Below are 25,538 nucleotides of genomic sequence, written 5' to 3'. Positions count from 1 at the left end.
GTCAGGTGTTCTCCATGGGGGTGGCCTCGCGGCCGCGGAGGACGATGTCGAAGCGAAAGCCCAGCGCCCATTCGGGCTTGGTCAGCTCCAGGTCGAACTTCGAGACCAGGCGGTTGCGCGCGGCCTCGTCCGCCACCGTGTTGAAGATCGGGTCCAGCGGCAGCAGCGGGTCACCCGGGAAGTACATCTGGGTGATCATGCGCTGGGCGAAGCCGTGGCCGAACAGGCTGTAGTGGATGTGGTTCGGCCGCCAGGCATTGTGGTGGTTGCGCCAGGGATAGGCACCGGGGCGGATGGTGACGTAGCGGTAGAAGCCGTTCTCGTCGGTGAAGACGCGGCCCATGCCCCGGAAGTTGGGATCGAGCGGCGCGTCGTGGTCGTCGCCCTCGTGGTTGTAGCGGCCGGCGGCGTTGGCCTGCCACACCTCCACCATGGCGTGCCGGATGGGGCGCCCGTCCTCGTCCGTCAAGCGGCCGCCGACGATGATCCGCTCGCCCATCGCCTCTCCGGCACCGTTCTCGAGCACGGTCAGGTCCGCCGTCTCCGGGTAGCGCGCCGCGGTGAAGATCGGGCTGCTCGTCTCGGTCAGCGTGTGCGGCAGCTCCAGCAGCGGCTGCTGCGGATGGCGCGCGCGCGTGCTGCCATAGGCCGGGGAGTTCAGGGGCGGCTGGGTCGCCGTCTGGGGACGGCGATAGCCGTGCACGACCTCGCTCATGGTGCCTTCTCCATTTCCGCCAGGATGTCCTTGGCGATCTTCAGCGCGTGGTTGGCCGCGGGCACGCCGGCATAGGCGCCCACCTGCAGCAGGACCTCCGCCACCTCCTCCGGCGAGACGCCGGTGTTGCGCGTCGCGCGCACGTGCAAGGCGAACTCGCCTTCCCGGACCAGCGCCGCCGTGATCGCCAGCGTGAGCAGGGAGCGTGTGTGGCGGGGCAAGCCGGGACGGGTCCAGATCTGGCCCCAGACGTTGCGGGTGATGTAGTCCTGGAAGGGCGCATCGAGCGGCGTGGCGTTCGCCTGGGCGCGGGCCACGTGGGCCTCGCCCAGCACGGCCTTGCGCACGGCCAGCCCCGCCGCCAGGAAATCGCCCTCGGCCGCGGGTGCCAGATGGTCGCGCAGCGCCTCCGTCACGGCGGCTTCCGCCTCAAAGGTCGGGATGTGCGCGAAGCCGGGCAGCACGATCAGGCGGCTGCCGGGAATGGCATCGCGGATGCCCTCCGCCGCGGCGACCGGGGAGGCCTGGTCGAGCTCGCCCACCACGACCGTGGCAGGCCCGCGAAGCCTGCCGGCCAGCGGCGCCGCGCGTGCATCGCGGAGCGCCGCCGCGGCGGCGGAATAGCCTTCCGCCGGGGTGGCCATCAGCATGGCCCGCAGCGCGAGCGACGAAGGCGAGGACCGGTCCACCACCCAGCGCGCCATCACGCCATCCGCCACCGCGGCCATGCCGCCGGCGGAGACGGCCTCGATCCGCGCCTGCCAGGTTTCGGGCGGCGGGAACTCCATGGCGGTGTCGAGCAGGAAAAGGGAAAGGACCCGTTCGGGATGGCTGGCCGCCATCTCCATGGCGATGCGCCCGCCGATGGAGATGCCGCCGACATGGGCGGCCGGCACGCCCAGGAAATCCAGCAGGGCGAAGGCGTCGTCGGCGAAGGCGGCCATGCTGCCCTCGCCGGAGGCGGCGCCGCTCAGCCCATGGCCGCGCAGGTCGAAACGGATGACGCGGTGCGTGCGGGACAGCGTCTCCGCCTGGGGATCCCAGACATGGAGGGAGGTGCCGAGGCTGTGCAGCAGGAGCAGCGGCGGCGCCCCGGGCGGTCCCTGCACCTGCACATGCACCGCCATTCCGCCCAGCGCAATGAACATCCGGCCGATCCACTCCCCCGGCGGCTTCCGCGGGCACCGTCCCGGCCCATGGCCGCGACGGCGGTGGGCGCGCCGTGATGAAGGCCTAGCACGCAGCCATTCCCGCGAAAACCCGTGGACCTTCCTGCCGGAAGATGCGGCCTAGACCCCGGCCACCGTGACCTGCCCCTGGTCCTGGCCACGCATGGCCCAGCCCGTGGTGCGGTTCTCGATGGTCACGGCCACCACATACATGATCACGCCCATGATGCCCGTGATGATCAGCCCGGCGAAGACCAGCGGCACGTCGAAGCGGGAGGAGGCGAGCATCATCAGGTGCCCGATGCCCTTATTCGCCGCCACCGTTTCCGCGATGATGGAGCCAACAAAGGCCACCGTGATCGCGATCTTCAGCGAGGCGAAGAAATAGGGCATCGCCCTGGGCAGACCGACCTTGCGGATGATGTCAGAGGGACGCGCGCCGAGCGCCCGCAGCACGTCCCGCAGCTCCGGCTCCACGGTCGCGATGCCCGTGGCCACGTTCACCACGATCGGAAAGAACGAGATCAGGAAGGCGGTGATCACGGCCGGCACCGTGCCGATCCCGAACCAGATCACCAGGATCGGCACCACCGCCACCTTGGGCACGGAGTTGAAGGCGATCAGCAGCGGGTAAAGCCCGTGATAGAGCAGCGTGGACGAGCCGATCGCGATCCCGAGCAGAAGGCCGAAGACGATGGCCAGGGCGAAGCCGATCAGCGTGGTCATCAGCGTCTGCCAGGCGTTGTCCAGCAGGGGCAGCCACCACTTCACCATGCTCGCCATGATCGCGGAGGGCGCGGGCAGGATGAACTGGGGGATCTCGAAGGCGCGGCAGATCACCTCCCAGACCACGAAGGTGCCGACGATGATGATCCAGGGAAGCGCCGTCTGAAGGCGCCGGCGGCGGCGCGCGGAGGCGGCCAGCGCCTCGATCCGGCGCTGGGCCGCCGTCGGCGTGCCGGGCGCGGCGGCGGGGGAGACGTCAAGCGGCATGAGGGGCCTCCTGCCCGGGGGTGATCGCGCCGGGCGGGGATACCGGCATGTCCTCGCCGCGACGGGCGGCGCTGATGTGCTCGCGCAGGTCGTGCACCAGCTCCTGGAAGGGCTGGGTGTAGGTCAGGTCCAGCGCGCGGGGGCGTGGGAAGGGCACGGTCCGCTCGGCGATGATGCGGCCCGGGCGGGCCGACATGATCATCACGCGGTCCGCCAGGAACACCGCTTCCTTGAGGTCGTGGGTCACGAGCACCACGGTGGGCTTGAGGATGTTGCAGACCCCTTGCAGCTCCACCCACAGGTCCTCGCGCGTGAACACGTCCAGCGCGCCGAAGGGCTCGTCGAGCATCAGCAGCTGCGGGTCGTGGATCAGCGCGCGGCACAGGCTGGCCCGCTGCTGCATGCCGCCCGAGAGCTGGTGCGGCGTCTTGTCCTCGAAACCGGCCAGGCCGACCAGCGCCAGCAGCTTGCGCGCCTTTTCCTCATACATGGAGCGTTCGCCCCGCAGGCGGCGGCGATGGGGCTCCACCACCTCCAGCGGCAGCATCACGTTCTGCAGGATCGTGCGCCAGGGCAGCATGGTGGGGGCCTGGAAGGCCATGCCGGCGATGGAGAGAGGGCCGTCCACCTCCTTCCCCGCCACGATCACGCTGCCCGCCGAGCACGGCCACAGCCCCGTTACCAGGCGCATCAGGGTGGACTTGCCGCAGCCCGAGGGCCCGACCACCGCGACGAACTCCCCTTTGGCGATGCGCATCGAGGTGTGGCGCAGGGCCAGCGTCCCTTCCGTGCCGCCATAGCGCATGGAGACGTCGTCGATCTCCACGAAGGGCCTCTCGAACCCGGTCATACCCGCACTGGCCTCCGCTCGCCCTGTCCCGTTTGCCGGGTTGTGCCCGGCGCGTGCCGCCGGGACGCTGAAAGAAACCGGCACGATGCGCCGGAACGATGCGACCCTCCTAGCAAGGGTTGCGCCAAAGAGGTTAGTGCAAAGGGTGGCGGCCGCGCATGGCGGCGCGCGCCGTGCTGCCGCCCTGGCATCGGCGCGTGCCGCACCCAATCTGCCGCCGGTTGCCTTTCTTCGTATCGCAGGAGTGCGCGTCATGACGGTCCAGGACATCTCGCCGCGGGACAGCTTCGAAGCCATCCGGGCCGACCCCGACGCCCTGCTGGTGGATGTCCGCACCGATGCGGAATGGAACTTCGTGGGCATCCCGGACCTGTCCGCGGCGGGCAAGCAGCCGGTGCTCATCCCCTGGCAGGTTTACCCCTCCATGGGCGTGAACGGCGCCTTCGTGGAGAACCTCCGCCGCGCCGGTGCCACGCCCCTGAGCAAGCTGCACTTCCTGTGCCGCTCCGGCGCAAGGTCCCTCGCCGCGGCGCAGGCCGCCCAGGCGGCCGGCTTCCCCAACGCCTACAACGTGGCGGATGGCTTCGAGGGACCGGTGGACGCCGAGGGGCACCGCGGCACCACGGCGGGCTGGAAGGCCGAAGGCCTGCCCTGGCGCCAGCGCTGAGGACGCCGGGGCGCCCCCGGCGGCCTATTCGACGCGGATATTGGCCCGGCGGGCGACCTCGCCCCAGCGGCGCGTCTGTTCGGCGACGAAGTCGCGGAACCGGTCCGGGGTGAGATCGCCGGCGGTGATCCCCAGTTCCTCGTAGCGGGCGCGGACGTCGGGCGTCGCCAGTGCCGCGATCGCCTCGCGGTTCATGCGCTCCACCACCGGCCGCGGCGTCGCGGCCGGGGCGAAGAGGCCGTGCCAGGAGACGCTCTCGAAGCCGGGCAGCGTTTCCGCCACGGTGGGCACGTCCGGCGCCTGGGGGACGCGCTGCAGGCTGCCGACGCCGAGCGCGCGGATGCGCCCTTCCTTCGCGTGCGGCCAGCCGGACGAAAAATTGTCGAAGGCCATGGGCAGCGTGCCGGAAAGCATGTCCGTCATGATCTGGCCGCTGCTGCGGTAGGGAACGTGGACGGCGTCCGTGCCGGTCATCTGGTTGAACAATTCTCCCGCCAAATGGATGGAGGTGCCCACCCCCGAGGAGCCGTAGTTGATGGTGCCCGGCCGCGCCTTCATCAGCGCCACCAGCTCCGCCACGTTCCGGGCCGGGATGGTGTTGGCCACCACCAGCATGTTCGGCTGGGTGCCGAGCAGCGCGAGCGGCGCGAAGTCGCGGATGTTGTCGAAGGGGAGGCGCGGGTAGATCGAGGGATTGATCGCGTGGCTGCTGATCGTGCCCATGCAGAGCGTGTAGCCGTCGGCCGGCGCCCGGGCGCAGGCCTCGGCGCCGATGTTCCCGCCCGCGCCCGCGCGGTTGTCCACCACCAGCGGCTGGCCGAGGCGGCGCGACATCTCCCCGCCCACGAGGCGCGCGATGAGGTCCGTGGTGCCGCCGGCCGCGAAGGGCACGATCACGCGGATTGGGCGGTTCGGCCAGGCGTCCTGGGCAAGGGAGGGCAGGGGCGCAAGGGCAAGGGCGCAGGCCATTCCCATCAGGCCACGTCGCAGGGTGCCGAAACGCCGGGTGCCGTGTCGCAGCATGGTTGTTTCCTCTTCTCGCCGGCCCGTGAACGCTGGCCGCCAGTTGCCGGCCCAGGCTTGTCGCCGGGACAGCATTGCGTCAAGCGGGCCGGCCGCCGAGGCAGGCGGGCCGCCGGGCACGGCCCTCAGCCGGCGCCGGCGGGCAGCCACACCTCCAGGGTTCCCGGGCGAGGGCGCGGGGTGAAGCTGGTGAAGTCCTGCACCATCCAGTCCCGGCCCAGGCTGCGGGCCAGCTGCTCCGCGTCGTGCTGGTCGGCCTGCGTGAAGAAGCGGACGATCTTGCGCGAGGTCGATGCGCCCACGACGCGCCGCTCCACCGGCACGCCGAAGCGGCTGATCTGGTCGACCACGCCCTCCACCCCATCCCAGAGGCCGGGGGCATGGTGGACCACCACGCGGCGCGCGAGCGGCGCGGGAAGGCGCTGCGCCTCCGGCTGAGGCCCCGGGGTGGGAACCAGCGGCTCGCCGCGGAAGGCTGGGCTCCGCTGCGTGGCCGGACGCGCGGCGGGCGGCGAGGGAAGCGGCGGCGGGAGCACCACCTCGGTCTCGTCGGCCTGCGGGGCAGGCTCGGAAGCGGCCGGCTGGGGCGCCGCCGAGGGAAGCGGCACGATGGCGGCTTCCTGAATCCGCTCGCCGGACACGTGCGGTGCCGGACCTTGGCCGGGCAGATGGCCGATCAGCGCGGTGGCGACCCCGCCGACCAGAAGCAGAGAGCCGAGCGCCGCCATGGCGAGCCTCCGCTTCCGGCTGCGGCGGCGGGTGGAATGATCGGCCGATACCGGCGGCCGCGGCGTGACAACGGGAAGGCTCCGGACCGCCGGCGTGGCGGGGACAGGCGGTATCCCGGGCACCGCTCCGGCGGGGGCGGCCAAGCCCTGCTCCTCCTCCTGGGGGCGCGTGTCCGCGTATCCTGTCGCCTCGGCCAGCCGCGCCGCCTGTGGGAAGGGCGGTTCGGCGCGGGGCAGCGGCGCGGGCGACGGCCGGGCGGGAGCCGCCTCCACCGAAGCCACCGATCTGGCAGGGGGAGCCTGGCGCGCCGCCGGCGGCCGTTGCGCGGCGGCGGGAACGGAGGATGGCTGCTCGGGCCGGAGGCTCCTGGCCGGCGGAACCGAAACCGCTTGCGGTGCCGCAGCCGGTCCCGGCGGCACCTCCGCTGGCACCATTGGAGGCGCGGGTGGCAACCGCCGGGGGCGCAGGTCTTCCAGCCTCGCCGGCAGCGACGGCCAGTCATCCAGCTCGGGTTCTTCGCGCGCGGAAACCAGGACAGGTGCAGGAACAGGTGCCGGGTCTGGAGCAGGAGCAGGAGCAGGATCAGGATCAGGATCAGGATCAGGGTCGGTACCAGCCGTGCCTTCCGCCAACACCTGGCGCACCAGCGCCGGCCAGTCGCCGGCCTGGGAGGGCAGGGGCGGCAGGCTGGCGAAATGCCGGTCCAGCACGCTGGTCAGGCGCCACAGGTCGTCCCCGGTCAGGGAATGCTGGATCACCGGCAGGCCAGGCGGCGCACCGGCCGCGTCCAGCCGACGGCGCAGCGCCGCCGCCGCATCCGGCGTGGCTTCCGGTGCGATATCGAGGAGCGCAATGCCGAAATCGGGGTGAAGCACGGTGAAGCGCGGCTCGTGCCGCACCGTGTCGCCCCCGACCTCGCCGGGCACGTGGGCCAGGATCTCCCAGCCGAGATCCGTCAGGGCCTCTTCGGCGGAAAGGTCCGTGGCGGCCTCGGTGACAAGGCCGGGGAAGGGGTGTGGCGTGGCGTTCATCTCGTGTCAGGCCTCCCTCGGGCCGGGGGGCGTCCGGCCAGGGCTGCGGAAGGAGCCGCCAGGCCGGCCATGCAGCCGGTGGGCGGGCATGCCGCTGCGGAGCGGGGGGGAGGTAAGGTTTCCGGCACCTCCTGTCACTTCACGATCACGGGGCCGCGACCCCGTTTCGGATCGGACACGGAATGCGGCGTCCCCTCCGGCCCCTGACGCGGTCGTCACCCCAGCGGGCCGGCACCGCCTTCGAGGGCGTGGCCGCGCGCTGCGGGCTGCGGCGCCGCCCTGCTGCGGGCCCGTCCGGTCGGGCAGATGTCGAGCAGCACGCAGCGTGCGCAGGCGGGTGCCCGGAAGTGGCAGACGCGCTGGCCGTGCAGCATCAGGACCTCGTGGTGATCATACACCTTCTGCGCATCCCATTCGGGCGGAAGCATGTCCTCCATGACCGCGTGGGAGGGGCCGACCGCCATGGTTTCCGGGATGATCCCCAGCCGCTGGGCCACGCGGTGGTGATGGCTGTCCACCGGCAGGGCGCGGAGCCGCAGCGCGGAAAAGGAGAGCACTGCGGCGCTGGTCTTGGGGCCGACGCCCGGCAGGGACTCCAGCCAGGCACGTGCCTCCGGCACGGGCATCCCGGCCAGATGGTCCAGGTCCAGCGCGCCGCGACGGCCGGTGATCAGTTGAAGGATGCGCTGCAAAGCCGGCGCCTTGGCCTCGGGCCAGGTGCAGGGCTGCAAGGCGTCCTGCACCGCCTCCACGGGTGCGTCACGCACGGCGGCCCAGTCGGGGAACCGCTCCCGCAGGTTGCGGAAGGCGCGGGCGCTGTCGGCGTTGCGGGTGCGATGGGAAAGCAGGGAGGAGACAAGCTCGTCCAGCGGACCGTGGGCGTGAAAATAGGCGATGGGGCAGCCGAACGTCTCGCAGAGCCGCCGATGGGCCTCGAGCAGGCGCGCGCGGGGGGAGGCCATGGCCTCGCCCGGCTCGTGGTCGGTCGTCGATGATGAATGGGCCATACGTCTTTTCCGGCGGAATGGAATGGAACGCGGGTGCGGGGGCGCCGGTTTGGGCAGGCCACGTCCTGCATCGGCCGTGCCGGTCGCGGCAGTTCCGGGCCGTCCGGCGCGGCATCACCGGCGCTGGCTGCCGCATCGTGGCTCCACAGACACGCCTGCCGGCGCCGTGGCCGATTGATCTGGCGGGGTGCACGGCCACGTAAGGCTGCGTGAACGCTCCTGACCGCTTCGACCCGCCTTACCGCCTCGTCATCCTCGACTTCGACGGCACCCTGGCCGACAGCGCCGAATGGGTGCTGGGCGCGCTGAACGACGCCGCCCGGCTCTACGGTTTTTCGCGCATCAGCGCGGCTGAGGCGGCGGCGCTGCGCGGCCATGACAACCGCGCGGTGATCCGCCGGCTCGGCGTGCCCGTGTGGAAGCTGCCCTCCATCGCCCGCCACATGCGGGCCCGCATGGCCGAGGAAGCGGAGGCCATCCAGCTTTTTCCGGGCGCGGAGGACATGCTGCGCGGGCTCGCCGGTGCGGGCGCGACGCTGGCGATCGTTTCCTCGAACGTGGAGGAAACGGTACGGCGCATCCTGGGGCCGGACCTCGCGGGGCTGGTTGCCTGCTTCGAGTGCAAGGCCTCCCTGTTCGGCAAGGCCCGCCGCTTCCGCAGGGTGCTCCGCCGCACCGGCATCGCCGCCGAGGCCGCCATCGGGCTCGGCGACGAAGCGCGCGACATCGACGCCGCGCGGGCGGCCGGTATCGACGCCGCCGCCGTCACCTGGGGCTATGCCACGGCCGGGCTGCTGGCCTCCCGCCAGCCCGGCGTCATGCTCCACGCCATGGAGGACGTGCTGCCGGCGCTGCTGGGCCAGCCCGCCTCAGCGCCCCGCGATCGCCTTGTTCTCCAGCCGTGAAAGCAGGCGCACCACCGGCCAGAGGATGATGAAATAGGCCATGGCCGCGGCGACGATGGGCGAGGCGTTGTAGGTCACGCTCTGTGCCTGCCGGGCCTGGAACAGCAGCTCCGGCATGGCGACCACCGAGGCCAGAGAGGTGAGCTTCACCACCTCCAGCGTGTTGGAAACGAGGTCGGGCAGCACGTTGCGCACGGCCTGGGGGATCACGACGAGCCAGAGCGCGAGCCAGGGGCGAAGGCCGAGGGCGCGGGCGGCCTCCATCTGCCCGGGCGGCACGCTGTCCAGCCCGGCGCGCAGCACCTCTCCATAATAGGCGCCGGTGTTGAGGAAGAAGGCCAGCGCCACGGCCCCCCATGGACCGAGATCCACGCCCATGAAGGGCAGGCCCGCATAAAGGAAGATGAGGAGCACCAGCGGAGGGAGGGAGCGGAAGGTGTCCGTCCAGGCCGCGAGCGGCCAGCGCACCCACCGGCTTCGGGCCCGTGACAGCAGGGCGATGGCCAGTCCGCCCGCCAGCCCCAGCGGCACCACCACCGCCGAGAGCAGCAGCGTCTGCCCGAGGCCGCGCAGCAGGATCGGCCAGGCGCGCAGCACGATCTCGACGTTGAGGAAGCTGTCGACGAAGTCCTCGAACATGCGCTCAGCGCCCGGGAATGGCGGCGAGCCGCTCGACCCAGCGCCCGATCCCCACAACCGGCAGGAACAGCAGGGCGTAGGCGATGGCGCCGAGGGTGAGTGGCGAGGGATTGCCCGAGAAGGCCATGGCCGACTGCGCCGATCCCAGGATCTCCCCCACCCCCACCACGGAAGCCAGGGCCGTGCCCTTGGTGATGGCGATGGTCCGGTTGGTGAGCGGCGGCACCACCATGCGCACCGCCTGCGGCAGGATGATCCGGAACAGGATGGGCAGGAAGCGCATGCCGAGCGCGCGGCCGGCATCCCACTGGCCCCGGCCCGTGGCGGTGATGCCCGCCCAGAAGATTTCCTCGGAGAAGGCGGCGAGAACCAGGGTGAGGGAAAGCCAGGTGGCCCAGAAGCCGGAAAGCGAGAGGCCCATGCCGGGCAGGCCGAAGTAAAGCAGCACGATGATCACCAGCGGGGGCAGCGCGCGGAACAGGTCAACCACGAAGACGATTCCCCAGTTCAGCACGCGCAGCCCGAAGGCCCGCAGCACCGCGAGGCCGAGGCCGAGCGCGAGCCCCGCCAGCACAATCAGCGCCGCCAGCGCCACCGTCAGCACGAAGCCCTCGGCGATCTTCGGCAGCCATTCCGCCATCACCTTCAGGTTGAGGAAGGTGAAGGCGAAGCCGTCCAGTCCACCCATGCCTAGCTGCAGCGCGGCTCGTGGGGGGTGGGATCGTAGCCGGGCAGGTCAGGCACCCCGTAGCCGGGAAAAACGGTGTTCTCGGCGTCATCCGCCGCCGGCTTGGCGCCGAACCACTTTTCCGACAGCGCCGCCACCGAGCCGTCGCGCTTCATGCATTCCAGCACGTTCTCGACGGCGTTGCGCAGCTCCACGTTGTCGCGGCGGAAGGGTGCCGCCCAGTGGGCGCGGGTTTCGCGCAGCACGAAGTCGGGCACGAGGTTGCGCTGCTGGCTGGCCGCGTACTTCACCACCGTGTTGCCGGCGAGCACCGCATAGGCCCGGTTGGAGATCACCGCCTGCACCGCGTCCGGGTTCGTGTCGTAGGCCTGGATGGTGAAGCCGAGGCGCTCGGCATTGGCCTGGGCCCAGGCGTCGTAGGCGCTGCCCTTGTTCACCGCGATGGCCTTGCCGCGGAGGTCATCGAGGCTGCGGATCGGGGTGTTGCCGCGGCGGATGCCGAGCTGGAACTCGGTGAAAAGATATCCCTCGGTGAAGAGCATGCCCTCGGCCCGCTCCTTCGTGACCGTGACGGGAGCGGCGAGGAAGTCGTAGCGCCCTGCGTTGAGCGCGGGCACGAGGCCCGAAAAGGATGCGCTGTCCACCGTGATCTCCCGGCCCATGCGGCGTGCGACCTCCCGGAACAGGTCCACGTTGAAGCCCTGCACGCCGCCCTCGAGCCTCGGAAAGGCGTGAGGGGCGAAGGTGCCATCCACCGCCGTCCTCAGCGGTGGGCCGCCCTGGGCCAGCGCGGGCAGCGCGAAGAGGGGGGCGGCGAAGGCGGCGGCAAGCAGAAGGCGGCGCATCGGGGTCTCCGGAATCGGGCGGGATCGGGAGCCTTGCACGCAAGCTCCGGGCCGGGGAGGGCTGGCAAGGGTCGGAGCAGGATTCCGCATCCCTGATCGAATTGCCCCATTCCTGCCACGAAGCGGTCGCGCGGCTGCCGCCTCCTGGGTGTTCTATTCCTACGTCGCCCGGCACATCGCCGGGCCGGAGGTTCCCATGGACCGCATCGCCCTTTCCGTTATCGCTTCCGGCCTCGTCGTCATCCTGTGCATCGTGGTCGCCGTTCTGGGCGGCACGCAGGGCGCCCTTGCCGAACTCGTCGCCCCTGGCGCCGCGTTCGGCGGCCTGAGCATCGTGGGTGGCCTCGTGATGCTGGAGCGCCGCGCCTTCGCCGCCGCCCGCCACAGCCGCGCCGGCGCTTTCTCCGCCTAGCCGGCCTTTTCGGGGTAGAGGGCGGTAAGCCCCGCCTCGGTGGCCTCGCAGCGTCCCCGCTCGGTGATCAGGCCCGTCACGAGCCGGGCGGGCGTCACGTCGAAAGCCGGGTTCGCGGCGGGGGTTCCCTCGGCGGCGACGCGGATGGTGGCTACGCTGCCATCCGGCAGCCGCCCTGTCGCATCCGTCACCTCGGTGCCCGGGCGCTCCTCGATCGGGATCTCGGCCAGGCCGTCCCGCACCTTCATGTCCAGCGTGGAATGGGGCAGCGCGACCCAGAAGGGCACGCCGTTGTCGCGCGCGGCCAAGGCCTTCAGGTAGGTCCCGATCTTGTTGGCCACGTCGCCCTGCCGGGTCACGCGGTCGGTTCCCACCAGCACGATGTCCACCAGGCCGCGCTGCATGAGGTGCCCGCCGGCATTGTCGGCCACCAGGGTGTGGGGCACGCCGTGGGCCCCAAGCTCCCAGGCCGTCAGCGCCGCGCCCTGGTTGCGCGGGCGGGTTTCGTCCACCCAGACATGCACGTCCAGGCCTGCATCATGTGCCTGGTAAATGGGGGAAAGCGCCGTGCCGAAATCCACCGTCGCGATCCAGCCGGCATTGCAGTGGGTCAGCACCCGCACGGGCTCGCCGGCCGGCTTGCGGGCCGCGATCTCCTGCAGCAGCGGCAGGCCATGGGCGCCGATGCGCCGGTTGGTCTCGACATCGTCGTCGCAGATCGCGGCCGCCTCGGCATAGGCGGCATCCGCCCGCCGCTCCGGCGGGTGGTTGCGCACAGCGGCGCAGATGCGGTCCAGCGCCCATTTCAGGTTCACCGCGGTCGGGCGCGTCTCGTTCAGCATCGCGGCCATGCGTTCGAGATTGGCGATCGAAGGATCGCGCCGGAGGGCCATGGCAAGGCCATAGGCCCCCACCGCGCCGATCAGCGGCGCGCCACGCACCTGCATGGAGCGGATGGCCGTGGCCACGGCTTCCTCGTCCGCAAGCCCGAGCACCTCGACCGCCCAGGGCAGGCGCGTCTGATCGAAGATGTGGATGGAACGCCCGTCCTCACCGAGCCAGACGCTGCGATGGGGCTTGCCGTCGATGTTCAAGGAGTCAAATCCGCTGGTGCATGGCACAAACAAGGGTGAAGAGACGGCGCGCGGTCTCGAAGTCGAGCTCCACCCGGCCCGCCAGGCGGTCCCGCAGCAGCTCGGCGGCCTCGTTGTGCAGGCCGCGGCGGCCCATGTCGATCGCCTGGATCCGCGCCTCGGCGGCGCCTTCGGCCACCGCCTGCTCGTGACCGTCGATCACCATCTGGTAGTCCTTGATCAGCCGCCGGAATGGACCGAGCGCGAGGACATAGGCGTGGAGGGGCGCATCGGCCTCGTCGCGGATGTCCAGCAGCAGCCGGCCGTCCCGCAAGGCCAGGTGCAGCACGTAAGGCCCGGGCGGCATCCCCGCCGGGGTGAAGCAGTTGCCTTCCAGGAGGTCCGCCACCGCCTGCTGCCGGTCCGCCTCCGCGAAGGGGGAGGGGAGGGGCGCGTGATCCGGCAGCTCGATCCGCACGATGTCCCGTGCCACGACGTGATCTGCCAGGGCCAGTTCAGTCATCCCGCGACGTGCCTGGCGAACCGGAGGGTGAGTTCTGGGGATGGTCGCCGTTCGCGAAGCCCAGCCTGATCATCCAGGCAACCACCGCCCCCTTCGCCGGCCGCAGCAGCAGGGTGCAGATCACGGTGAAAAGCGGCAGCCACACGACCATGTGGAGCCACATGGGCGGCTCATACGCCTTCTCGATCCAGAAGATCGGCGGCAGCAGCAGGTGCCCGGCCAGGAAGATCACGATATAGGGCGGCGCGTCGTCGGCCCGCAGCTCGCCGAGCGGCGCATGGCAGACGGCACATTCGGGCACCACCCGGAGGTAGCCCGCGAAGATCTTTCCCTCGCCGCAGACAGGGCACCGACCCATGATGCCGCGGCGCAGCGCGGTCCAGAACGACGTTGCCGGCACTTCGGCCTCGCCCGCGACCGCGTCGGGCCGCCACGTGACGGTCGCCTGGGGAACGCCGGGCTGGATGGGCATCTGTGCTATCCTCCGGAGATGGGTTCTGAACGCGGCCCCACCTCTTTTGTTGCAATGCAATATGGGCTCGCCCAGGTGATACGGCAAGGCACGCGCCGGTCTTGCCGGTCGGGAGGGCGAGCTTCACCATTGCCCCCATGGAACGCCGCATTCTGGTCATCAACCCGAACAGGGACGCTGCCTGCACCGCGGGCATCGCCGCCGCCGTGGCACCCTATGGCAGGCCCGGCTTGGTTCGCTACGACACCATCGGTCTGGCCGAGGGGCCGCCCGCCATTTCCTCCTGGCAGGACTGGTACGCGGCGGCCCTTCCGCTCTGCGATGCCGTCGGGCGCGAGGCAGCGGATGCCTATGTGGTGGCCTGCGTGTCCGATCCAGGCATCGACGCGTTGCGCGAGGTCACGGACCGTCCTGTCCTGGGCTGCTTCCGCTCCGCCGTGCTCGGGGCGCTCGCGCGGGCAGACCGCTTCGGTGTGATCGCCTTCGTCGAGGCCAGCAAGGCCCGGCAGCGGCGCGTGCTGCTGGCGCTGGGAGTGGAAGCGGGTCTCTCGGGCAGCGTGGCGCTCAACCTGCCGATGTCGGCGCTGACCCATCCCGAGGCAGCCCGGACCGCCCTGCTCTCGGCCGGACAGACGCTCGTGGAAGGGGGCGCCGGCGCGGTGGTTCTGGGATGCACGGGAATGGCTGGCCATCATGCCTGGCTCCAGGCCGCGCTGGGGGTTCCGGTGATCGAACCCTGTGCCGCGGCCGCGGCGCAGGCGCTTCTGGCCTTGAACTGAGAAGGGGCGCGCGTCCCGCGCCGCTTCAGTGGGCGGCTGCGACCTGATCGTGCAAGCCGCCGGCCTGTCCATCCACGGCGCCGGTGCGCCCCATGCGGGTTCTCTCGCTCTGCCACCGGGCGCGGCGAAGTTCCCGCGCTTCATGAGCACGTAGATCCCTCTCCGAGCCCTGGGGAGGCCATGGCTTTTCCGCGCCGGCCGGCCGGGTCAGGATGTCACCGAAAATTCCATCGGCCGCACGCGGCTGGGCCGGGAGAAGCAGGACGGTCCCGGCCAGAACCAGGGCGGCAGCACGTGCGGGCATGGGAAGCGTTCTCCTTCCCGGGGAACGCCGCCCCAGGCCGCCGGTTGCCCTCAGCGGCGGCGCCGGTCCTCCTCGATGCGGCGGCGTTCGTCGGCGATCCGCCGCTGTTCGTCATCCAGGCGGCGCTGCTGCTCCGCCAGTTGCCGCTCGCGGGCGCGGTCGTCGGAGAGGCCGCGCCGGTCACGGTCCCGGTCCCGGTCGCGATCGAAGGTGTCGCGGCGGCGATCCTCATCGTTCCGGGAACGGCCGCGGTCATCCCGCCGCTCGTCCTCCCGATCGCGCCGGAAATCGGCACGCCGCCGGCGCTCCTCCTCTTCCTCGCGGCGCCGCGCTTCCTCGGCGTTGCCGCCGCCGAACTGGCGCAGCGCCCCCTCCAGAAGCTGGTTCACGTCCTGCGCGTGGGCAGGACCGGATATCGCCGGTCCGAGAAGCGGCGAGAGCGCGCCGAAGGCCAGGGAAAGGAGAAGCTTGCGGCGCATGGTTTCCTCCATGTGAACGGAACGTCATGCAGGGAACGCGACCACGCAGGCACCGTTGCGGCCCCGGTGTGTCAACCCGGGGGCGGATCAGCGCTGCGGGTTGTCGCTCAGCAGCGGAACACCGGACTCCTGCGTGCTGCGCGAGGTGATCCCGGGCGTGGAAAGCCGCTCGGGCGTCAATCCCGGGCGGTCACGGTTCATGTCTTCGACCAAGGCGGGCGAACCGCCGCGCCCGCCAGTCTCGAGATCGCGCGCGACATCGCCGACGCGGTCCCTCGCCTGATCCCGGGCGACCTCCTGCTGGGCCTGGCGCTGAGCCGGACTTTGGGCGCCGGCCGGGGCGAGGGACGCGGCGATGAGCAGGGCAGCAAGGGCAAGGCGGCGCATGGCTGGGGTACCTCCGCCGGATCAACGCCGCCCGGCCATCAAGGGTTGTTCCGGCCGTTCCGTGCGCGGCGGCTCACCCGGCCGCCGGGTGCCACTCGGACGGCGCTTCCGCGCCCGTTTGCCCGGTGATGCGGCCATAAGCTTCCACGCGGCGATGGGCGGCGAAGTTGAAGATCGTCTCGCGCCCCAGGCGGCACATGCCGAGGTCGAGGTCGGCCGTGATCAGCTCGTCGTCCCAGGATGTCGCCTGGGCCATGATCTCGCCCTGGGGATTGACGATAATGGAATGGCCGAACAGCTCGTGCCCGTCCTCCACCCCGGCCTTGGCCGTCGCGATGCCGAAGGTGGCGTTCTGGTAGCAGCCCGCCTGGATCGAGAGATGCGAGTGCAGCACGCGCAGGTGGTGGGCCTCGAAGCCGCGGTTGTCCATGTTGAGGCTGGGCGTGTTGTAGCCGAGCATGACCAGCTCCACGCCCTGCAGGCCCAGCACCCGCCAGGCCTCCGGCCAGCGGCGGTCGTTGCAGATCATCATGCCGATGTTCACCGGCCCCGCGCCGCCCACCGGCGCGCGCACAACCGGGAAGCCGAGATCGCCCACCTCGAAGTAGCGCTTCTCCAGGTGCTGCACGGTGCGGACGGGATCGTGCTCGGCGTGCCCGGGCAGGTGGACCTTGCGGTACTTCAGCACGATCTCACCGGAGGGATGCACATAGGCCGCGGTGTTGAAGTGCCGGCCGTCCGGCGTCTTCTCGGCATAGCCCAGGTGAAAGCCGATGCCGTATTCGCGCGCGGCCTCGAACAACGGCGCCGTCGCGTTTGAGGGCATCGAGGTCTCGAACCAATGGTCCGCCGCGGCACGGTCCTCCTCATACCAGCGCGGGAAGAAGGTGGTGAGCGCCAGTTCGGGGAAAACCACCACTTCCACACCGCGGCGATGGGCCTGCTCCATCAGGCGCACCATCCGTCCGACGGCGACCTCCCGGCCCTCGGCCTTCTGGATGGGGCCGAGCTGGGCGGCGGCGACGGTCAGGCGGCGGGTCATGCGGTGCGCTCTCCGAGGTGGACCGCGCACACTATATAAGTGCGCGCGCCAGAACAGAGGTCGGTCCGAAAGTCAGAACAGGCCGAACCGCGCCGAGGAGCGCTTGCGCTGGTCGCGCTCGTTGTCGTTGGCGGCCGGCGGTCGCCCGGCTTCGGAGAAGGGCACGCTGACGGCGCGGCGGCGCTCCCAGTTTTCCACGTATTGCGCGGCCAGGGTGGGGTCGCGCAGCACCAGAAGGTTCTCCGCGTTGCGCTCCTGGGCGGAGCGGCTGAAGTTGAACGAGCCCGTGATCACGGTGGCGCGGTCGATCACCATGACCTTGCTGTGGGCGATGCCCGAGGGGTCGTCGACCCATACCTCCAGCCCCGCATGCGCCACCTCGTCCGCCTGCGAATAGCGCTCGGTCATCTGGCTGTCGTCCACGATGATGCGCACGCGCACGCCACGACGCCTCGCATCCTCCAGCGCGCGCGCGATCGGGGGGGAGGTGAAGGAATAGGCCTGCACCAGCACCTCCTGCCGTGCGGCGCCCACGGTTTCGATGATGCGCGCGGTGCAGTCGCCGCCTGGGGTGAAGCAGACCGCCGGGCGCGGAATGCTGCCGGCCTGCGGAGCGCCGGCGAGGGGCGCGCCCTCGTTGGTGAACCAGGCCCAGGCCAGCAGCGCCCCGAGCAGCACGCCCGCCAGGAGCGGCAGCAGGCCGGGCGGACCGGTGCGGGCACCGCTCACGGCGCGCGATCCGACGGCGCTTCCGGCCTGCCCTCGGGCGCGCCCACCGGCCGGCGCCAGGGCGCGGGATCGGCGGGAGGCGGCGCGCGGCGGCCCGCCGGGGGAGGCGAGGCGCGCCTCGCCTCCGCGGCCGCCGGCAGGGCAGGGGCATCCTCCTCCGGCAGGTCGCGCGCGGCGAGCGCCCAGGCGGCGCGGCCGCAGACCGTGGCGCAGAGCAGCGCAAGCAGCGCGTTCGGCACGGAGGTGCCGGGCCCGGTGAGCCAGACCCAGCCGCCGAAGCCGAGCAGTGCGGCCAGCACGGCGATCAACAGCGGGTTTCGCATGCCCATCCCTTCCTTGCGCTTCGCGCTGCGATCAGGTGACGGGGTCGGGCAATGCGACGGGCAGGGCGTTCTGGCGCGGCACGAAGCGTCCGTCGCCCGGCTTCGCGAGCACGGCTTCGCCGTCCCACACGCAGCGTCCGCGCAGGTAGGTGGCCGCCACCCGCCCGCGCAGCGCGCGGCCGTGATAGGCGGAGTGCTGGAATTCCGGCCGGTCGCGGATGGAGGCCTGGTCGAAGGTGAAGTCGCCACGCTCGATCACGCACAGGTCGGCATCGCCGCCGACGGCGATGCTGCCCTTCTTGGGAGCCAAGCCGTGGTAGCGCGCGGGCTCCGCCGAACAGTACTTCGCCATGAGGGTCAGCGGCAGGCCGCGCTCCTCCAGCAGGGTGAACATGACGGGAGCGAAGGACTGCATGCCCGTCAGCCCCGCACCGAGGGCGAAGATGTCGCCCTGGTAGATCTTGCGGTCGCGCTGCCAGGGCGCATGGTCGGTCGAGATGTAGGCGACCTTGCCGGCGAGCAGCGAATCCCACATGCGCTCCACCTCGTCCGCGGTGCGGAAGGGCGGGTTGCACTTGCCGAAACCCTCCAGCCGGACGACGTCCTCCTCGGTCATGCAGAGATAGTGCAGGCAGGCCTCGCCGGAGGAACGCGCCCCGGCGCGGCGGAAGTCCTCGGCGATGGCAAAGCCGCGCGCGAGGGAGGAGTGCGCGATATGCACATGCGCGCCCGTTTCCAGCCCGATCTCGAAGATGGCGAGGTTGGCCAGGTTCTCCGCCAGCGGCGGGCGGGTGCGGCAATGCATGATGGGATCGGTGCGCCCGGCGGCCTTGGCCTCCGCCGTCAGTTTCATCACCAGTTCCTGGTCCTCGTTGTGCACGGCGACCATGAGGTTGGTTTTGGCGATCTCCGCGAAGGCCTCCCGCATCAGCCCGGGATCGATGCGGGGGAAGCGCACGGCGTCGTATTCATAGGTGGAGAACTTGAAGGAGCAGGCCCCGGCCTCGGCCAGCCCCGCGATGGCCTCGACCACGCCACGGCCATGGGCGTCCTTGCGGATGGTGCCGTAGAGGGCGACGTCCACATGGGCCAGGCGGTGAAGCCATTCCACCTTGTCGCGCAGGATGGCGGCGTCGGTCACGGGCAGCGGAATGTCGTAAGGCATGTCCACGCAGGTGGTCACGCCGCCGGCGGCCGCGGACTGGGTGGCGCCCTCGATCCCCGGCCAGCCGATCGAGCTCGCGGTGTGCATGTGGCCGTCCACGAGGCCGGGGAACACCAGTCGCCCCGCATGGTTCTCGGTTGCGGCGGCGGGCGGCGCCTCGCCCTGGCCGATCGCCGCGATGGTATCGCCCCGGACCGCGACATAGCCGCCCGGCAGCACGCGGTCGGGAAGCACGACGTCACCGAGGATCACGCGGTCGAAGGGCTGGCTCATCAGGAATTCCCGGCGCTGTCTCTGCGGGGCGGAGGTTAGGGCAGATCGGCGCCGCCGGGTATCCCGCGGGAAGGCGGGGTGCCGGCCGGCTTGCCGGGGGTGCGGGGAAACAGCCCCTCCACCAGCGAAAGGGCCAGCGGCACCGCCTCGCCCTCCCGCTCCGCGTTCCAGGCCAGCGCGACGCCCACCGCGCGGATCGGTCCCGCGAGGACGCGAAAGGCCACGCCGGGCGGCCGCAGCCGCGCCATGCCGGATGACACCAGCGCCACGCCGAGCCCGGCCGCCACGAAGCCGAGCTGCGCCATGGCCGAGCCGACCTCCCGCACGGCGCGCGGCGCGAAGCCGGCCGCGTGGCAGGCGGCCACCATGGCGTCGGCATAAGCGGGGGAGATGGAGCGCGGCAGCATCAGCATCGCCTCGTCGGCCAGCAGCGCGAGCGGGAGTGGGTCGGGCAGGGCAAGCAGCGGATGCCCCTCGGGCAAGGCCGCCAGCAGGTGGTCCTCGCCCAGGGGGTGTATGCGGATGGGCGGACGGGCGCGGTCGTCGCGGAGAAGGGCGATGTCCACCTCGCCGCGCCGCAGCGCCTCCAGAGCGTCGGCCGTGTCCATCTCGCGCACGGCGATGGCGGTTTCCGGCCGCGCGGCGGAGATGGCGCGCACCAGCGGCGGCAGCTCCTCCAGCAGGGCCGAGGTGACGCAGGCGATGGCGATGGGCGCGTGCCGTCCGGCGCGCAGCTCCCGCGCCAGAGCCTCCAGCGCGCCCGCATCTTCCGCGAGCCGGCGCGCGAGCGGCAGCAGAGCCTCTCCCGCCCGCGTCGGGCGCGTGCCCCGTCCGCCGCGCTCCAGCAGCCGCACGCCAAGCTCCTTCTCCAAAGCCTGGATCTGCGCGGTGAGCGGCGGCTGCGACAGGCCGAGGCGGGCGGCGGCGCGGCCGAAATGCCCTTCCTCCGCCACAGCGAGGAAATGACCGAGGCGCCGGACGAGGCGGAAATCCATGCGTCATACCGAAAGCCTATCGCACGGCGCCGTCAATCGGATTGGACGATCACCCGCCACGGGTGCAGAACCGCGCCGGACTTTATCCAAGGGGAGAGAACCGGTGCAGTCGCATGCCGTGAAGGTTTATCCGTCGAAGGCGATGCTCAAGCGCGAGGACCAGCTCGCCTGGAAAATTGCGGGCGTCGCGGCCGATGCCGTCGCCGTGCCGGAGGAGACGGCGGCCATGATCATCAACCGGGTGATCGACAACGCTTCCGTCGCCATCGCCGCGATCAACCGCTCCGCGCCCACCTCCGCGCGCCAGATGGCACTGGGCCATGCGCGCGAGGGCGGCGCGACCGTGTTCGGGCTCGACCCCGCGCGCCGCTTCTCGCCGGAATGGGCGGCCTGGGCCAACGGCACGGCGGTGCGCGAGCTGGACATGCACGACACCTTCCTGGCCGCCGACTATTCCCACCCTGGCGACAACATCCCGCCCATCCTCGCGGTGGCGCAGACCATGGGCAAATCGGGCGCCGAGCTTCTGCGGGGCATCGCGACTGGCTACGAGATCCACATCGACCTGGTCCGCGCCATCTGCCTGCACGAGCACAAGGTGGATCACATCGCTCATCTCTGTCCGGCCGCGGCGGCGGGCATCGGCACGCTGCTCGGGCTCGACCAGGCCACCATCTTCCAGGCGGTGCAGCAGGCGCTGCATGTCAGCGTGACCTTCCGCCAGAGCCGCAAGGGCGAGATCTCCTCCTGGAAGGCCTTCGCGCCCGCCCATGCCGGCAAGCTGGCGGTGGAGGCGGTGGACCGCGCCATGCGGGGCGAGGGCGCGCCGAGCCCGATCTACGAGGGCGAGGACTCCGTCATCGCCTGGGTCCTCTCGGGCCGCACCCAGCGCTACCAGGGCGACGTCTACGGCCCCGTCTACTACGAGGTGCCCCTGCCGGCGCCGGGCGAGGGCAAGCGCGCCATCCTGGACAGCTACACCAAGGAGCACTCGGCCGAGTACCAGTCCCAGGCGCTGATCGACCTCGCCTTCCGCATGCGGGAGAAGATCGCGGACCTGGAGCAGGTGGAGAAGATCCTGCTGCACACCTCCCACCACACCCACTACGTGATCGGCACCGGCGCCAACGATCCGCAGAAGATGGATCCCACGGCCAGCCGGGAGACGCTGGACCATTCGATCATGTACATCTTCACCGTCGCCCTGCAGGACGGGCGCTGGCACCACGTGGACAGCTACGCCCCCGAGCGCGCTGCCCGCCCCGACACCGTGCGTCTCTGGCACAAGATGGAGACCCGGGAGGACCCTGAGTGGACGCGGCGCTACCATTCGCGCGACCCCAACGAGCTGGCCTTCGGCGGGCGCGTGGAGATCACCATGAAGGACGGCACCGTCCTGGCCGATGAGCTGGCCGTGGCCAACGCCCATCCGCTGGGCGCGAAACCCTTCGGGCGCGCCGACTACATCCGCAAGTTCCGCATCCTGACCGACGGCATCATCGACAAGGCCGAGCAGGACCGCTTTATCGCGGCGGCGGAGAACCTGGCTTCCCTGAAGGCGGGGGAGCTGGACCAGCTGACGGTGCGGCTCCCCGAGGGGCGGCTCGCGGCCGGCAAGCCCGGAATCTTCTGACCGCCGTCCCGCCGCGCCTGGGCCGGGGTGGCCATCCGCCCCCCCGCGCCCGACACACGCAACCGAGGAAAGTCCCATGAGCGAAAGCAAGACCGACATCCGCAAGGGCCTTGTCGGCGTCGTGGCCGATGTCACCGCCGTCTCCAAGGTCATGCCGGAGACCAACAGCCTGACCTATCGCGGGTATCCCGTGCAGGACCTGGCCGAGAACTGCTCCTTCGAGGAGGTGGCCTATCTCCTCTGGAACGGGGAACTGCCCAATGCCTCCGAGCTTGCCGACTTCCGCGCCGAGGAAGCGGCCGAGCGCGCGCTGAGCCCCGCGCTGCACGAGGTGATCCGCGCCTTTCCGCACGGCGCGCACCCGATGGACGCCATCCGCACCGCCGTGTCCTTCATGGGCATGGAGGACCCGGAGGCGGGCGACGTGTCCGAGCCGGCGACGCGGCGCAAGGCGATGCGGCTGCTGGCGAAGATCCCCGGTGCCATCGCGGCCGCGCACCGCGCCACCAAGGGCGAGGCGCCGGTTGCGGCCGATCCGTCGCTGAGCTTCGCCGAAAGCTTCTTCCACCTGGTCTTCGGCCGCGTGCCGCAGCCCGAGGTGGTGAAGGCCTTCGACGTCTCGCTGATCCTCTATGCCGAGCACGGCTTCAACGCCTCCACCTTCACCGCTCGCACCATCACCTCCACCGGCGCGGACCTGCACGGGGCCGTGGTGGGCGGCATTGCCGCGCTGAAGGGGCCGCTGCACGGCGGGGCGAACGAGGCGGTGATGCACATGCTGAGCGAGATCGGCGATCCCGCCCGGGCGGTGGAATGGCTGCAGTCCCGCTTCGACCACCGGGCGCTGGTGATGGGCTTCGGGCACCGCGTCTACAAGAACGGCGACAGCCGGGTGCCCACCATGACCAAGTATGCCGAGCGCATGGCCGAGGTGGTGGGCGACCGCCGCTGGATGGAGATGTCGCGCCTGTTGGCGGCCGAGATGCTGGCGAAGAAGAACATCCACCCCAACCTCGATTTCCCCGCCGGCCCCGCCTACCACCTGATGGGCTTCGACATCCCGCTCTTCACGCCGATCTTCGTCGCCTCGCGCATCACCGGATGGGCCGCGCACGTCATCGAGCAGTCGGCCGACAACCGCCTCATCCGCCCGCTTTCCGAGTACACGGGCGCCGCGCAGCGCAGCGTTCCCTCGATGGCGCATCGCGGCTGAACCGCGGCACGGCGGGCGCGCGACGTCCGCCGTGCCGCGCTCCTTTCCTGCGGATCATGCGTGGCACGCCGCAACGCGCTGACGTTGCGTTCGGCTGCATGCCAAAATCAGCACGCGCAACGTGTGTTTTCGTTGACAAGCCGGATGCGCGTGAAGATAGCGTTGCGGGCGCATGAACCGACACACGCGATTCGCACGCCACGCTGTCAAGCACCCCGTGCATCGAACATGCATCCGGCCTGCCGGCGAAGCGGCGAACACAGTGTTGGTGATCGGCGCGACGCAACGCGGAAGGATGGTTTTCGGCATCTCCGGATGAACCCGTGAACCAGAGGCAGGCGTGCACCGTGGTCCTCGCGAAGGGGAATTCGGTTGCCGCGCGAAGCCGGGCAGGGCGTGGCGCAGATGCCGGCTGGCAAGGCCCCGGCGCGCGCCAGCCGGACGGTCGCCTTTCCCTTCATCGTTGCGGAGACCCTGTGACGCCTCCCTCCCGAAAGGTGGGCGCGTCCTTGGGTCAGCATTGGCCCATCACGCGTCCCCATCGGCACGAATTCCACCAGGAGATCCAGCACGTGAGCGAAGAGAAGACCCCCCGGGCGGCCGCCATGGCCATGAGCGCGCCGCGCCGCAGCACGGCCTCGCGCAAGGCAAGCACCGCTGGCCGCGCCAAGCCCGCCGCCAAGACGACGAAGGCCCCGGCCGCCAAGAAGCCTGGCCCCAAGAAGGGCAGCACCACCGCGAAGAAGACCACCGCGGTTGCGCGCAGCGCGAAGAAGGCCGCTCCGGCCCGCAAGGCTGCCGCGAGCACCGCGCGCAAGCCTGCCGCCGCGAAGAAGGCCGCTCCGGCCCGCAAGACCGCCGCGAGCACCGCGCGCAAGCCTGCCGCCGCGAAGAAGGCCGCTCCGGCCCGCAAGACCGCCGCGAGCACCGCGCGCAAGCCCGCCACCGCGAAGAAGGCTGCTCCGGCCCGTCGCGCGACCGGTGCCAAGGCCGCCGCCAAGACGGCAACAGCCCGCCGCCCCGCCGCCAAGCGCACCAGCGCCGCCGCGAGCCGCACCAGCGCGACGACCGCCCGCAAGGCGCCGGCCCGCAAGGCCGTGACCGCCAAGCGCACCACCGCCGCGAAGCCCGCCGCCAAGGCGCCGGCCAAGCGCGCGGCCGCGACCCGCACCACGGCGGCCACGCGCAAGAGCGCGGCGACCTCGGCGCGCAGCGAGGCGGCGAAGAAGGGTGCGGCTACCCGCGCCCGCAGGAAGGCCGAGGCCGGTTCCGCACCGGCCGAGACTCAGGCGCCGGAGATGGAGGCTCCCTCCGGCACCGACGCGACCTGACCGCGCCGCACACGACGTGAAGGGGGCGCTCCGGCGCCCCCTTTTTTCGTCGGCGTCAGCCGGCGCCGAAAGCGCGCAGCATGATGTCGCGGCCGCCCGACTGCCCGGGCTTGAGCATCAGGTGCAGCGGTCCGTCCTCAACCCTGCACCAGGCAAGGCCCGCATCGGTCTCTGCGCCCATATGCAGCATGCGCGGCGCAAGTGTCGCGACCACCGCCTCGCAGGCCGTCTCGCCCGCCACCATCAGCCGCTGCACCCCGGCTGCGACCAGCGCCTGGGCAACGGCGCCGAGCGTTGCGGCGGAGCCCGGTGGCGCGACGATCACAACCGGACGCTCCTGGGAGAGGAGCGGCGCGGCTGCGGCGGCGGCATCCTCCGTGGCGGCAAGGTCGAGCACGGGTGCGTAGAGGCGGGCCAGACCGATCTGCGACAGCGTTTCCCGTGCTGAAGAGGCCGCGAGCACCACGCAGGCACCTTGCTCCGGGGGCTGCACGGCAGGACGCGCGATGGGCGCGAGCATGGAGGCCAAACCGGCCGCAAGCCCCGCGCCGCCAACCAGAAGCGCCTGCGCGGCGGCGGCCTCGGCCAGGGCGCGGAGGTGTTCGTCGGTCACCGCGTCCACGATGGCGAAGCGGCGTCCCCATTCGGCCATGCGCGACATTTCGGCGCGGATGGCGCCCGCGCCCTCGGCCACGGTGCGGAAGGAAAGCAGCCCGACCGGTTCGTCCGTCGCGGTGGTCAGGCGCCGGACCAGATTGGGCTCTCCCGGCGCCGGCACCGTGCCAAGGAAGAGGTGCCCGAGGTAGAGGCTGCTCCCGCGCGAGGGGAAAGCGGGCGACACGGGCGCGAAGCTGACCTGCAGCCTTCGCAGCAAGGCGTCGGCCAACGGCCCGGCCGCGGCGGCGTCGAGATCCGCCCCGACGACCTGCACGATCTGCCGCGCGCCGCCCGCGAGCAGGGCGTCGCAGGCAGCCAGCCCTTCGGCCACGCCGGGGCCGGTCAGCACAACCACGGCGTCCGCGTCCGGCGGCACGCCCTCCGGCAGGCCGATCGCCAGCGCGGTCGACAGCCCCCCCGCCGCCAGAGAGGTGCCGAACGCGACGGCGGCCGCCAGATTCTGCGCGATAGCGCCCAGCCGGGCCAT

At 71.3% G+C, this 25,538-nt stretch carries 28 protein-coding genes; 7 read left to right on the top strand and 21 right to left on the bottom strand.

What is annotated here, in order from left to right; genetic code table 11:
- Window position 1: 1 nt before the first annotated feature.
- The 4 genes from pcaH to ACFFIC_RS00430 form a co-directional block, all read right to left on the bottom strand.
- The gene (gene pcaH, locus ACFFIC_RS00445) at window positions 2-715 is read right to left on the bottom strand and encodes a protocatechuate 3,4-dioxygenase subunit beta (RefSeq protein WP_377048032.1); all 714 of its coding nucleotides are present in this window, start codon (window positions 713-715) and stop codon (window positions 2-4) included.
- A complete protein-coding gene (pcaDC, locus tag ACFFIC_RS00440) occupies window positions 712-1,863 on the bottom strand; it encodes a bifunctional 3-oxoadipate enol-lactonase/4-carboxymuconolactone decarboxylase PcaDC (RefSeq protein WP_377048031.1) in 1,152 nt (383 codons plus the stop codon). The genes pcaH and pcaDC overlap by 4 nt, the downstream gene beginning before the upstream one ends.
- A 141-nt stretch (window positions 1,864-2,004) precedes the next feature.
- Window positions 2,005-2,877 (bottom strand): ABC transporter permease, encoded by an 873-nt coding sequence (locus ACFFIC_RS00435; RefSeq protein ID WP_377048030.1) that lies wholly within the window; start codon window positions 2,875-2,877, stop codon window positions 2,005-2,007.
- Window positions 2,867-3,727: an ABC transporter ATP-binding protein gene (locus tag ACFFIC_RS00430; protein ID WP_377048029.1), complete on the bottom strand. Its 861-nt coding sequence runs from the start codon at window positions 3,725-3,727 to the stop codon at window positions 2,867-2,869. Before ACFFIC_RS00430 ends, ACFFIC_RS00435 begins: the two co-directional genes overlap by 11 nt.
- Before the next feature lie 253 nt (window positions 3,728-3,980).
- Here ACFFIC_RS00430 and ACFFIC_RS00425 point away from each other — a divergent pair, with 253 nt between their 5' ends.
- A complete protein-coding gene (locus ACFFIC_RS00425) occupies window positions 3,981-4,394 on the top strand; it encodes a rhodanese-like domain-containing protein (protein ID WP_377048028.1) in 414 nt (137 codons plus the stop codon).
- A 24-nt stretch (window positions 4,395-4,418) separates the two neighbouring features.
- Here ACFFIC_RS00425 and ACFFIC_RS00420 read toward each other — a convergent pair whose 3' ends face one another.
- The 3 genes from ACFFIC_RS00420 to ACFFIC_RS00410 all read right to left on the bottom strand — a co-directional run bounded on the left by ACFFIC_RS00420 (window position 4,419) and on the right by ACFFIC_RS00410 (window position 8,184).
- The gene (locus tag ACFFIC_RS00420; RefSeq protein WP_377048027.1) at window positions 4,419-5,417 is read right to left on the bottom strand and encodes a Bug family tripartite tricarboxylate transporter substrate binding protein; all 999 of its coding nucleotides are present in this window, start codon (window positions 5,415-5,417) and stop codon (window positions 4,419-4,421) included.
- Window positions 5,418-5,542: 125 nt separating this feature from the next.
- Window positions 5,543-7,177: a hypothetical protein gene (locus ACFFIC_RS00415; protein WP_377048026.1), complete on the bottom strand. Its 1,635-nt coding sequence runs from the start codon at window positions 7,175-7,177 to the stop codon at window positions 5,543-5,545.
- 215 nt (window positions 7,178-7,392) lie between these two features.
- Window positions 7,393-8,184 carry an endonuclease III domain-containing protein gene (locus ACFFIC_RS00410; protein WP_377048025.1) on the bottom strand — a complete coding sequence of 264 codons (792 nt, stop codon included), beginning with the start codon at window positions 8,182-8,184 and terminating at the stop codon, window positions 7,393-7,395.
- A gap of 209 nt (window positions 8,185-8,393) precedes the next feature.
- Between ACFFIC_RS00410 and ACFFIC_RS00405 the strand changes: the two genes are divergently transcribed.
- On the top strand, window positions 8,394-9,089 hold the full coding sequence (locus ACFFIC_RS00405; protein WP_377048024.1) for an HAD hydrolase-like protein: 696 nt from the start codon (window positions 8,394-8,396) through the stop codon (window positions 9,087-9,089).
- On the opposite strand, the gene ACFFIC_RS00400 is transcribed toward ACFFIC_RS00405, so the two are convergent.
- The 3 genes from ACFFIC_RS00400 to ACFFIC_RS00390 are packed head-to-tail and all read right to left on the bottom strand — an operon-like array spanning window position 9,054 to window position 11,261.
- Window positions 9,054-9,728, bottom strand: coding sequence for an amino acid ABC transporter permease (locus ACFFIC_RS00400; RefSeq protein ID WP_377048023.1), 675 nt, complete (start codon window positions 9,726-9,728; stop codon window positions 9,054-9,056). The two genes, ACFFIC_RS00405 and ACFFIC_RS00400, sit on opposite strands and share 36 nt — an antisense overlap.
- A 4-nt stretch (window positions 9,729-9,732) precedes the next feature.
- Window positions 9,733-10,416: an amino acid ABC transporter permease gene (locus tag ACFFIC_RS00395; RefSeq protein WP_377048022.1), complete on the bottom strand. Its 684-nt coding sequence runs from the start codon at window positions 10,414-10,416 to the stop codon at window positions 9,733-9,735.
- Between the two features lie 2 nt (window positions 10,417-10,418).
- On the bottom strand, window positions 10,419-11,261 hold the full coding sequence (locus tag ACFFIC_RS00390) for a transporter substrate-binding domain-containing protein (RefSeq protein ID WP_377048021.1): 843 nt from the start codon (window positions 11,259-11,261) through the stop codon (window positions 10,419-10,421).
- 196 nt (window positions 11,262-11,457) lie between these two features.
- Here ACFFIC_RS00390 and ACFFIC_RS00385 point away from each other — a divergent pair, with 196 nt between their 5' ends.
- A complete protein-coding gene (locus ACFFIC_RS00385; protein ID WP_377048020.1) occupies window positions 11,458-11,673 on the top strand; it encodes a hypothetical protein in 216 nt (71 codons plus the stop codon).
- Here ACFFIC_RS00385 and mtnA read toward each other — a convergent pair.
- The 3 genes from mtnA to ACFFIC_RS00370 are packed head-to-tail and all read right to left on the bottom strand — an operon-like array spanning window position 11,670 to window position 13,741.
- Window positions 11,670-12,767, bottom strand: coding sequence for an S-methyl-5-thioribose-1-phosphate isomerase (gene mtnA / locus ACFFIC_RS00380; RefSeq protein WP_377048019.1), 1,098 nt, complete (start codon window positions 12,765-12,767; stop codon window positions 11,670-11,672). The genes ACFFIC_RS00385 and mtnA overlap by 4 nt on opposite strands.
- A 4-nt stretch (window positions 12,768-12,771) precedes the next feature.
- A complete protein-coding gene (locus tag ACFFIC_RS00375) occupies window positions 12,772-13,269 on the bottom strand; it encodes a UPF0262 family protein (protein WP_377048018.1) in 498 nt (165 codons plus the stop codon).
- Window positions 13,262-13,741: a DUF983 domain-containing protein gene (locus ACFFIC_RS00370; RefSeq protein ID WP_377048016.1), complete on the bottom strand. Its 480-nt coding sequence runs from the start codon at window positions 13,739-13,741 to the stop codon at window positions 13,262-13,264. The genes ACFFIC_RS00375 and ACFFIC_RS00370 overlap by 8 nt, the downstream gene beginning before the upstream one ends.
- 137 nt (window positions 13,742-13,878) lie before the next feature.
- Between ACFFIC_RS00370 and ACFFIC_RS00365 the strand changes: the two genes are divergently transcribed.
- Window positions 13,879-14,520, top strand: a complete 642-nt coding sequence (locus ACFFIC_RS00365) for an aspartate/glutamate racemase family protein (RefSeq protein ID WP_377048015.1) — start codon at window positions 13,879-13,881, stop codon at window positions 14,518-14,520.
- Between the two features lie 354 nt (window positions 14,521-14,874).
- Here the strand turns inward: ACFFIC_RS00365 and ACFFIC_RS00360 are convergent, their stop codons facing one another.
- The 7 genes from ACFFIC_RS00360 to ACFFIC_RS00330 form a co-directional block, all read right to left on the bottom strand.
- A complete protein-coding gene (locus ACFFIC_RS00360) occupies window positions 14,875-15,303 on the bottom strand; it encodes a hypothetical protein (RefSeq protein WP_377048014.1) in 429 nt (142 codons plus the stop codon).
- A gap of 87 nt (window positions 15,304-15,390) precedes the next feature.
- Window positions 15,391-15,690 carry a hypothetical protein gene (locus ACFFIC_RS00355; RefSeq protein ID WP_377048013.1) on the bottom strand — a complete coding sequence of 100 codons (300 nt, stop codon included), beginning with the start codon at window positions 15,688-15,690 and terminating at the stop codon, window positions 15,391-15,393.
- Window positions 15,691-15,763: 73 nt separating this feature from the next.
- Window positions 15,764-16,732 carry an N-carbamoyl-D-amino-acid hydrolase gene (locus ACFFIC_RS00350; RefSeq protein WP_377048012.1) on the bottom strand — a complete coding sequence of 323 codons (969 nt, stop codon included), beginning with the start codon at window positions 16,730-16,732 and terminating at the stop codon, window positions 15,764-15,766.
- 72 nt (window positions 16,733-16,804) lie between these two features.
- Window positions 16,805-17,461 (bottom strand): phospholipase D family nuclease, encoded by a 657-nt coding sequence (locus tag ACFFIC_RS00345; protein WP_377048010.1) that lies wholly within the window; start codon window positions 17,459-17,461, stop codon window positions 16,805-16,807.
- Window positions 17,458-17,784, bottom strand: coding sequence for a hypothetical protein (locus ACFFIC_RS00340; protein ID WP_377048009.1), 327 nt, complete (start codon window positions 17,782-17,784; stop codon window positions 17,458-17,460). Before ACFFIC_RS00340 ends, ACFFIC_RS00345 begins: the two co-directional genes overlap by 4 nt.
- Before the next feature lie 31 nt (window positions 17,785-17,815).
- Window positions 17,816-19,222, bottom strand: a complete 1,407-nt coding sequence (locus ACFFIC_RS00335) for a dihydroorotase (protein ID WP_377048008.1) — start codon at window positions 19,220-19,222, stop codon at window positions 17,816-17,818.
- Window positions 19,223-19,257: 35 nt separating this feature from the next.
- Window positions 19,258-20,217: a LysR family transcriptional regulator gene (locus ACFFIC_RS00330; protein ID WP_377048007.1), complete on the bottom strand. Its 960-nt coding sequence runs from the start codon at window positions 20,215-20,217 to the stop codon at window positions 19,258-19,260.
- A gap of 103 nt (window positions 20,218-20,320) precedes the next feature.
- Between ACFFIC_RS00330 and ACFFIC_RS00325 the strand changes: the two genes are divergently transcribed.
- The 3 genes from ACFFIC_RS00325 (at window position 20,321) to ACFFIC_RS00315 (ending at window position 24,394) form a co-directional block, all read left to right on the top strand.
- Complete coding sequence (locus tag ACFFIC_RS00325) at window positions 20,321-21,850, top strand: MmgE/PrpD family protein (RefSeq protein ID WP_377048005.1); 1,530 nt, start codon at window positions 20,321-20,323, stop codon at window positions 21,848-21,850.
- A gap of 76 nt (window positions 21,851-21,926) precedes the next feature.
- Window positions 21,927-23,063: a bifunctional 2-methylcitrate synthase/citrate synthase gene (locus ACFFIC_RS00320; RefSeq protein WP_377048004.1), complete on the top strand. Its 1,137-nt coding sequence runs from the start codon at window positions 21,927-21,929 to the stop codon at window positions 23,061-23,063.
- Between the two features lie 611 nt (window positions 23,064-23,674).
- On the top strand, window positions 23,675-24,394 hold the full coding sequence (locus ACFFIC_RS00315; RefSeq protein ID WP_377048003.1) for a hypothetical protein: 720 nt from the start codon (window positions 23,675-23,677) through the stop codon (window positions 24,392-24,394).
- Window positions 24,395-24,449: 55 nt separating this feature from the next.
- Here the strand turns inward: ACFFIC_RS00315 and ACFFIC_RS00310 are convergent, their stop codons facing one another.
- A complete protein-coding gene (locus ACFFIC_RS00310; protein WP_377048002.1) occupies window positions 24,450-25,538 on the bottom strand; it encodes a four-carbon acid sugar kinase family protein in 1,089 nt (362 codons plus the stop codon).

This window comes from Muricoccus vinaceus, from assembly GCF_042433125.1.
Taxonomy (GTDB): Bacteria; Pseudomonadota; Alphaproteobacteria; order Acetobacterales; family Acetobacteraceae; genus Roseomonas; species Roseomonas vinacea.
Note: the sequence above shows the minus strand (reverse complement) of the source record. Positions and strands in the feature narration are given on the sequence as shown.